The sequence below is a fragment of the Mesorhizobium sp. M7D.F.Ca.US.004.03.1.1 genome (assembly GCF_003998635.1).
Classification (GTDB): Bacteria; Pseudomonadota; Alphaproteobacteria; order Rhizobiales; family Rhizobiaceae; genus Mesorhizobium; species Mesorhizobium loti.
In genome coordinates, this window is record NZ_RZQG01001447.1 from 1 (window position 1) to 959 (window position 959).

The window sequence follows — 959 nt, forward strand, 5'->3', positions numbered from 1 at the left end:
GCAGATTGTCCTGGTCGTGCTTGTGCGGCGGGTAGCTCGACGGATGCCCGCCGGGCGTGATGACTTCGACCACCAGCAGCGAATCGGCCGGCTTGCCCTCCGGCAGGATGTTGGTGACGTAGCGCGTGTTGGTGCCTTTGCCGCGCACCTCCTGGCCAAGATCGTCCGGTGCGATCACCCGCACCGGCAGACCGCCGCCAAGGCCCGGCGCCGAGCAGACCGCCAGTTCCAGCTCGGTACCTGCGGTCACCGACCAGTCCGAGCCTTGCGGAACATAGACCGACCACGGCTTGCCCTCGAAGGGCGACATGCGCTCGCCGAGCAGGCCGAGATCCTTGCCGCCGGCTGACGCCTTGCCCTTGCCGGTGACGAACACCAGGCAGACTTCGCGATCCTCCGTTTTCCCGGAGGCGCTCTCGCCGGGCTTCAGCCGATGCAGGTCGAAACCGACATAGGTCCAACCCGCGATTTGCGGCGTCACATGGGCGACGCGGCCATGGCCCTTGTTGGCTTTGACGAGCAGCTTCGACATCCCAGTCACTCCTTCGGTTCGGGCTCGGCCGCTGCCTTGCTCTCGTCGGCCGGCTTGTAGAGATAGAAGAACTGCCAGACGGCGTAGCCGGCGAAGCCGAGCGCGATCACGCCCCAGAACGGCGTGCCGGTGGCGAACTCGATGATCGACCAGATGACGCAGACCGCGACGACGGCGACACGCCGCCACAAAGGCCGGAAGAAGGGGTGCTCGTAATCTTTCATCGGGCCAATCTACAGCAATCGGCTTCGCCGGGAACCCATCGCATCAGGCATTGAGGAAGCCCTAGGCATTGGGAAAGCCCTGCGTCTCGACCGTGTAGCCGGCGGCGGTCATGACGCGCATCAATTCCTTGTAGCCGACCTCCGCCATCCTGAGCGGCGGGTTCTTCTTCGGGTCCTGCTCGGCCTCGACCACGAACCAGCCC

The 959-nt window shown here is 65.4% G+C and carries 2 protein-coding genes and 1 pseudogene; all 3 read right to left on the reverse strand.

Annotation, left to right across the window (positions count from 1 at the left end):
* Positions 1-532 (reverse strand): 5-deoxy-glucuronate isomerase (locus tag EN935_RS37825; RefSeq protein ID WP_127374330.1); only part of this gene is annotated, 532 nt, incomplete at its 3' end.
* A gap of 5 nt (positions 533-537) precedes the next feature.
* On the reverse strand, positions 538-756 hold the full coding sequence (locus EN935_RS37830; protein ID WP_109667036.1) for a hypothetical protein: 219 nt from the start codon (positions 754-756) through the stop codon (positions 538-540).
* Positions 757-817: 61 nt separating this feature from the next.
* Positions 818-959, reverse strand: a pseudogene (locus EN935_RS37835) (myo-inosose-2 dehydratase); the annotation flags it as partial.

Bases quoted from the DNA above. Each gene is read 5' to 3' on its own strand.
- EN935_RS37830 (WP_109667036.1), bottom strand. From the start codon at position 756: ATGAAAGATTACGAGCACCCCTTCTTCCGGCCTTTGTGGCGGCGTGTC.